Source organism: Methanobrevibacter sp. (genome assembly GCF_045603845.1).
Taxonomy (GTDB): domain Archaea; phylum Methanobacteriota; class Methanobacteria; order Methanobacteriales; family Methanobacteriaceae; genus Methanocatella.
Window position 1 is genome coordinate 1 of sequence record NZ_JAZUMY010000106.1, and the last position, 6,495, is coordinate 6,495.

The 6,495-nt window shown below is 34.8% G+C and carries 7 protein-coding genes and 1 pseudogene; 6 read left to right on the forward strand and 2 right to left on the reverse strand.

All coding sequences use genetic code 11. The features are described 5' to 3' along the window. Nucleotides 1-261: pseudogene (locus tag ACKI2W_RS10560) on the forward strand (formate dehydrogenase); the annotation flags it as partial. Between the two features lie 118 nt (nt 262-379). On the opposite strand, the gene moaA reads toward ACKI2W_RS10560, so the two are convergent. Next, nucleotides 380-1,312: a GTP 3',8-cyclase MoaA gene (moaA, locus tag ACKI2W_RS10565; protein ID WP_407381924.1), complete on the reverse strand. Its 933-nt coding sequence runs from the start codon at nt 1,310-1,312 to the stop codon at nt 380-382. Between the two features lie 2 nt (nt 1,313-1,314). After that, nucleotides 1,315-2,349: a molybdopterin-guanine dinucleotide biosynthesis protein B gene (gene mobB, locus ACKI2W_RS10570; RefSeq protein WP_407381926.1), complete on the reverse strand. Its 1,035-nt coding sequence runs from the start codon at nt 2,347-2,349 to the stop codon at nt 1,315-1,317. A gap of 410 nt (nt 2,350-2,759) precedes the next feature. Here mobB and ACKI2W_RS10575 point away from each other — a divergent pair, with 410 nt between their 5' ends. The 5 genes from ACKI2W_RS10575 to ACKI2W_RS10595 are packed head-to-tail and all read left to right on the forward strand — an operon-like array spanning nt 2,760 to nt 6,495. Beyond that, nucleotides 2,760-3,209 (forward strand): 4Fe-4S binding protein, encoded by a 450-nt coding sequence (locus ACKI2W_RS10575; RefSeq protein ID WP_407381928.1) that lies wholly within the window; start codon nt 2,760-2,762, stop codon nt 3,207-3,209. 2 nt (nt 3,210-3,211) lie between these two features. Continuing rightward, nucleotides 3,212-4,309: a tungsten-dependent formylmethanofuran dehydrogenase subunit FwdF gene (gene fwdF, locus ACKI2W_RS10580; RefSeq protein WP_407381930.1), complete on the forward strand. Its 1,098-nt coding sequence runs from the start codon at nt 3,212-3,214 to the stop codon at nt 4,307-4,309. Between the two features lie 8 nt (nt 4,310-4,317). Then, nucleotides 4,318-4,548, forward strand: a complete 231-nt coding sequence (locus tag ACKI2W_RS10585) for an ATP-binding protein (RefSeq protein WP_058740137.1) — start codon at nt 4,318-4,320, stop codon at nt 4,546-4,548. An 11-nt stretch (nt 4,549-4,559) separates the two neighbouring features. Then, on the forward strand, nt 4,560-5,129 hold the full coding sequence (locus ACKI2W_RS10590) for a molybdopterin dinucleotide binding domain-containing protein (protein WP_407381931.1): 570 nt from the start codon (nt 4,560-4,562) through the stop codon (nt 5,127-5,129). After that, entirely contained in the window at nt 5,119-6,495 is a 1,377-nt protein-coding gene (locus ACKI2W_RS10595; protein WP_407381932.1) for a formylmethanofuran dehydrogenase subunit B, read from the forward strand. The genes ACKI2W_RS10590 and ACKI2W_RS10595 overlap by 11 nt, the downstream gene beginning before the upstream one ends.

Genomic DNA, 6,495 nt, shown 5'->3' on the forward strand with positions numbered 1-6,495 from the left:
GAAGCTGAAGGTCCTGAATGGGTACCTGGTGGATACACTCCTGCAGCACCATTCTTCCACTTAACCCGTATGGTTCACATGGTTGATGCATGTACCAACTGTGGTCAATGTAGTGATGTCTGTCCTTGTGAAATTCCAGTATCCAAAGTATGGAGTACTGTAAACAACAAAGTAAGAGAAGTTTACGGATACATCCCAGGATTCGACACTGACGACAGAATCCCATTCACCGAACACATTTCAAAAGCTAAAAAATTATAGATAAAGCATTCTTGCTTTATTTATTCTTTCTTTTTTTAGAGAAATGCACTTTCTTTCATTTTTTATTTTTATTTTTGAAAACTAGTTTTATATTATTAAAAAAAGAAATAAAGAGTTTTTAATCAGTATTGAAAGGTTCACGTTTGTCAATACCTTTTAAAAAGATCTCTTCTAATTTTTCATCACTTTCATTATTCCTGATGTCAGTGATTATATCGACAAGATTGTCGTTTCTAAGTAGGCATGGTTTTATTTTTCCGTTAGGTGTTACCCTTAATCTGGTACAATTTGCACAAAATTTAGAGTTATCGACAGGCTTAACTACCTCGATTTCTCCACCGTTAATGTAATATTTTCGACGCCCTTGCATAAATTCACGTTCTTTAACATCATCAGCTATATCAGATAATCTTTCCTCGACCATATCTAACTTAAAATGGTACTCTTTTGAGAACTTGTCGTCATCACAGTTTTCACTTTCAATCAGTTCAATCAGCTGAAGCACCATGTCGTTATCCTTACAGAAGTTGAACATATCCTTTATTTCATGTTCATTAATGTCTTTCATGATGACCATATTGATTTTAACCGGATAAAGTCCAACTTCGACACTTTTCAAAATGCCTTTTTTGGCAGCATCAAGATAATCCTTTTTGGTAATGAATTGATAAGTTTCAGGGTTTAAAGTGTCTAGGCTGACATTTACTCTGTCAAGACCGGCTTCTTTTAAATCTTTTGCATATTTTTCAAGCAGTATTCCGTTTGTTGTTATGGAAATGTCATCGAATCCGATGCTGTTTATCTTTGATATGATTTCAACAATATCCTTTCTGATTAATGGCTCTCCACCGGATAATCTTATTTTTCTAACACCAATCCTTTTTGCTATCTGACAGATTTTATAGATTTCATCAGCAGTCATTTCATTTTTTGATGATTTCATGCCGTCATGATGGCAGTATATGCAGTTTACATTGCATCTGTTAGTTAGTGTAATTCTAAGTGAAAGTATCGGTCTGTCATATTTGTCTTTTACTACTCTATCATTCATAATCATACTTCCACATCAATTTTAATTTCATTAATTTCTTCATCAATCTTTAAGCTATTTATCATAGCAAAAATACTTTCTTTCAGTATGCCGCAAGTGAATTTATTAATATATAGTTCCTTATCGTTAATTTTAAGGTCAATATCGGCATTGTATAACTCATCATTTTCAATGCCTCTAATTTCAACGCTGATTTTTCCGATATCTTGCTGCGTTTTTAGGGATTTGACTATTCCTTTTATGGAACTTGAAATGATGTCTTTTACAAACTGGTTTATTTCGAGGGGTTTTTTATTAATGAAAATTTCACTGTTTGAATTATTTTTTTCAGGTTTGCTTTCATTGGATAGCAGTAATTCTATTTTTTCAACATTTTCAACACCATAATCTTTAATGTTTAGTGTGTTGATAATTCCGAGATTTACCTGTCTGAAATAGTCGCTGACAAACCGGTTCAGTCCTATAACTTTCCCGTCAATGGACAAATATCCTGATATATCATCCAATTCTTCAGTTTTTATGTTTCCTTCACGGATTTGCTGGGCTATTGATTCGCCATCATTGTATCCGCAATTTTTCTTGAATAGTGTATCAATAATGTCATGGCCTTTTTCTTCAATAAGATCTGCTAGTTCACTGACTCCTTCGTCGGTTATTGTAAATGAATCGACCTGTCTGATTGTATATTTGTCAACAACTTCGGGTGAAGTAGCGATTTTCGGATAATTGTAGGTTTTATAGCCTTCTATGATTACAAAATCGAAATCATCAAAGTGCTTGAGCAAATATAGTATTCTGTTTAAGTCATGTTCTTTCCTGGCGTTGAAAAAGGTGGTTGATCCAACACCAACAACTAAGTTTGCTCCGGCCTGTTTATGTTTCCAGGTATCAGTATTCTCCTTATCCATTTCTATGGAATGATGCGAATGCTTTACTGATGCAACATTATATCCTCTTTTTGTAAGCTCTTCGATAACTTTTACAGTCAGCGATGTCTTACCAGTATTTTTTCTCCCGACAATTGATACAATTTTCATTTCATAATCCCCTATTATATTATATTGTTATGTTCTTTCAATTATTAATAAATTAAGATGTGTAGTTACTACACATTTTTGGCAAACCTAAAGATTTTAGTGGATTTTTGACTATTTTGTAATATTTTTTTAATAATTTTTATTACGAAAAGACCCCTAATTACCGATATAAACATCATTACATATTGATAACTGTGCTTTATTTATTAAAATTTTAACCTATATTACTTATTTTACTAAAATAATCATTTTGATTTTGAAATATCTGTAAATAATTATTTTGCTCTTAAATCTTAAAAATTTTTGTGTAGTATTCCCACAGTTATATAAAAAGATTTCGACTTAAATCTAGTAGGCAAATATATTTATATAGATAAACATATGTGTAATCATTACACATGGTGGTATAAATGCCGAAGCATATTGCATCTGGTTTGAAATATCTGGCTGCGGTTAAATTAAAGGAAGCTGGTGTGAGTCACCAGGCAATTGCTGATGAGTTAGGAATTGATAGGTCCACCGTATCACATTATCTGAATGGCAGGAACTTATCCTGGAATTCAATCGATGTTGCAAGGACCATCACGGAATTAACTCCCAGGGATTTTTTAATAATGACCGATGCGGTATTTGATGAACCGGAACAGAGTCGAAAAATTGTGAATATTTGCCGAGAGAAGAACTATGAAGCAATTATTGAAGATTCCTGTATTGGTTGCGGCTTATGTGTAAATGTGTGTTTAATGAAGGCTATTAAGTTAGAATCATTGAAATCACATATAAACTCCGTACAATGTTGTGGTTGTCAGCTATGTAAAGATGAGTGCCCAACTAATTCAATTAAAATTTTGGAGATTTAATAATGATAAGAAATTTGAAAGAAGTTAATGACAATAACTTTGACATTACAAGGTCAGCGGAGGAAGTAAGAAATTTATCTTTCAAAGATCATGTCTGTATCGGATGTGGAATTTGTGAGTCTACTTGTCCTGTTGGCGCGATTACACTGAATGAGATTGCTATTGACTCTCGTGTTCAAGTAGCAAACAATGTCTACTTCAGTGGTCATGAAAAAATCGCACAGAATTTCCATGACGAATTTGATGTTCAAAGAATTAGTATTAATGAAGACAAATGTGTATTATGTGGTATGTGTAGCGGATTATGTCCTGTTGACGCATTAATCTTAACTATTGATGGTGTACCAATCAGTGAAATTGAAGCATATCCTCACTACAATGCATTTTCCGAAATTGACGATGATGAATGTATCTATTGTAAAAAATGTGAAATTGCATGTCCACGTGATGCTATCGTAATTGACAGAACATTACCAGACCGTGCAGATTTAGTCACTGGTGAAATTGAAATTGATGATAATGAATGTATTTACTGTGGTATTTGTGAAGAACTATGTCCTGCAGAAGCAATTGTCGTTGATAAAGAAACCGGTAAAGAATCAATAGAAGTTGACACAAGCAAATGTGTTTACTGTTTAGTATGTAAAAAAGCATGCCCTACTAACGCTATTAAAGCATTATGTAGAATCTGTTCATACGGTGAATATGATATTGACCTTTCAAAAGCTGTTGTTAAAGGTAACTCAGTTATTGACAGTGAACTCTGTGTATACTGCGGATGGTGTGAAGGAGTCTGCCCAACTGATGCAGCAAAAGTTAAAAAGCCATTTGAAGGTACAATTGAAGTTGATCAAGAAAAATGTCAAGCTTGTGGTGCTTGTGTAGATATTTGTAAATGTAACGCATTAGCATTCCCTGTTTCAACCGGTCCAGGTTCAAGATTAGATCACATTGTTGCAAGTCCTGAATACTGTGTAAGTTGTAAAGCTTGTGCAAAAGCTTGTCCTAACGGTGCAATTACTGTAAAAAGAACTGCTGTTGATCACACTCCTACAAACTCAGCAACTTGGACAGAAGCTTTAAATGCTATTAAAGACTAGGTGATTAGATGGAACTTAAAGTAAATCAAGATAATTGTTTAGGATGCGGAATTTGTGTAATTGCTTGTCCGGTTAATGCAGCTATCAGTCCAGAAAATGCTGGTGGTAACGGTGCAAAAACTGAAGAAGTAGTTATCATGGTAGAAAATGGGTTTATTAAACTTTTCAGTCCAGATAAATGTGAATTATGTGGAACCTGTCAAATGTTTTGCCCAGTAAATGCTATATGGTTAGAATAGGGGGAATAATTGTGCATTACGCTAATACTTATTTAGAAAAACCAGTAGTACCTGATGTAAAAATTACAGGTGAAGGAAGTACAGATGTCCTCAAATGTATGTTAAACACTGGATCTGATATTTATCAAGGTGCATGTAAGAAAAGAGGTTCCACTTTAAAAGAAGAATATAAAAACGCTTCCGGAACTTGTTATATGGACCCAAGAGATATGGCAAAATTAGGTGTAAACAATTGGGATACTGTTTTAGTAAAAACCGATTTCGGTGAAGTTGTTGTAAACTGTGCTGTATCAAGAGACGCACCTCACGAAGGTACTGTATTCATTTGTAAAGGTCCTTGGGCTAACACTATTGTAAGTCACGATACTTACTGCTGTTCCGACCCTACTTACAAAGGAATTAAATGTACTGTCGAAAAAACAGACAGAAAAGTTTTACTCATGGCAGATTTAATGAGATGGGTATACAAAAAATATGTGGATGAAACTGATGATGATGTTGTTGAAAACATGGAATCATTAGGAGAATTACCAGTTTACAAAGGACGTAAATGGGAGGAGTTGATTGATCATGACTTATGAGCCACCTGTAACTGATTACGATTACATTGTTGAAAATTGTACCTGTGCATTTTGTGGATGTAACTGTGATGATTTAGATTACTTAGTAAAAAATAATCACGTAGTTGCAGTAAGACACGCATGCAGACTTGGAGCAAGTAAAATCATGGAAGATATGGATCAAAGATTAATTGTTCCAATGATTAGGGATGAAAATGGAGAACTTATGGAAGTAGATTGGGATACTGCTTTAGACAAAGCTGCAGAATACATCGCTAACTCTATCAGACCTGTATTTTACGGTTGGTCTGAAACTTCTACTGAATGTATGAAAGAAGGAGTAGCATTAGGTGAATATATCGGTGCAGTTTTAGATAACCAAGCAACCATCTGTCACGGTCCTTCCCTACAAGCTGTACAAAACGCAGGTTATCCTATCCAAACCTTAGGAGAAGTACAAAACAGAGCAGACGTTATTGCATACTCTGGAAGTAACGCAATGAACTCTCACCCAAGACACATGGCAAGATACGCTGTATTCTGTCGTGGATACTTCAGACAAAGAGGAAGATTCGACAGAACTGTTATTACCATGGATCCAAAATTCTCAGACACTGCAAAATGTTCTGACAAATGGATTGGATTTGAACAAAACGGTGACTACGGTTTCTATAACGCAATTAGAGCTGTATTAAGAGGAAAAGAATTATACCAAGATGTTATCTCTGGAATTCCTAAAGAAGATATTTACGAATTAGCAGAAGAAATGAAAAACGCTGAATTCGGTGTTTTATTCTTCGGTTTAGGATTAACCCACACTTTATCCAAACAAAGAAACATCGATATTGCTATTAAAATGGTTCAAGACTTAAACAGATTCTCCAAATGGGGTCTTACTCCAATGAGAGGACACTTTAACGTAAACGGTTTCAACATTTTCATGGCATTCGAATGTGGATTCGCTTTCGGTGTTGACTACTGTAGAGGTTACCCAAGATATATGTTAGGAGAAACCAACACTATCGATTTATTAACCAGAAAAGAACCAGACTGTTTCATGGTTATTGCAGCTGACCCTGGTGCTCACTTCCCTAATGGAGCAAACCAACACTTAGCTAACATTCCTGTTATTCAAATCGATATTCACTGGGGTCCATCAACTGAACTCGCTGATGTAGTATTACCAGGTTCATTCATTGGTGTAGAATGTGCCGGTACCAGTTATCGTATGGATGGAGTTCCTATTTACATGAAAAAAGCTATCGACAAACCAGAAACCTGTCGTGATGACGAATGGATTGTCCGTGAATTGAAAGAAAGAGTAATGAAACTCAGAGAAGAGCCAAACGTAGCTCCAAAATATGTGCCAAATCCAAATGCACTCTAA

Coding starts and splice junctions, on each gene's coding strand:
- ACKI2W_RS10595 (WP_407381932.1), top strand. CDS start 5,119: ATGACTTATGAGCCACCTGTAACTGATTACGATTACATTGTTGAAAAT.
- moaA (WP_407381924.1), bottom strand. CDS start 1,312: ATGAATGATAGAGTAGTAAAAGACAAATATGACAGACCGATACTTTCA.
- ACKI2W_RS10585 (WP_058740137.1), top strand. CDS start 4,318: ATGGAACTTAAAGTAAATCAAGATAATTGTTTAGGATGCGGAATTTGT.
- mobB (WP_407381926.1), bottom strand. CDS start 2,349: ATGAAAATTGTATCAATTGTCGGGAGAAAAAATACTGGTAAGACATCG.
- fwdF (WP_407381930.1), top strand. CDS start 3,212: ATGATAAGAAATTTGAAAGAAGTTAATGACAATAACTTTGACATTACA.
- ACKI2W_RS10575 (WP_407381928.1), top strand. CDS start 2,760: ATGCCGAAGCATATTGCATCTGGTTTGAAATATCTGGCTGCGGTTAAA.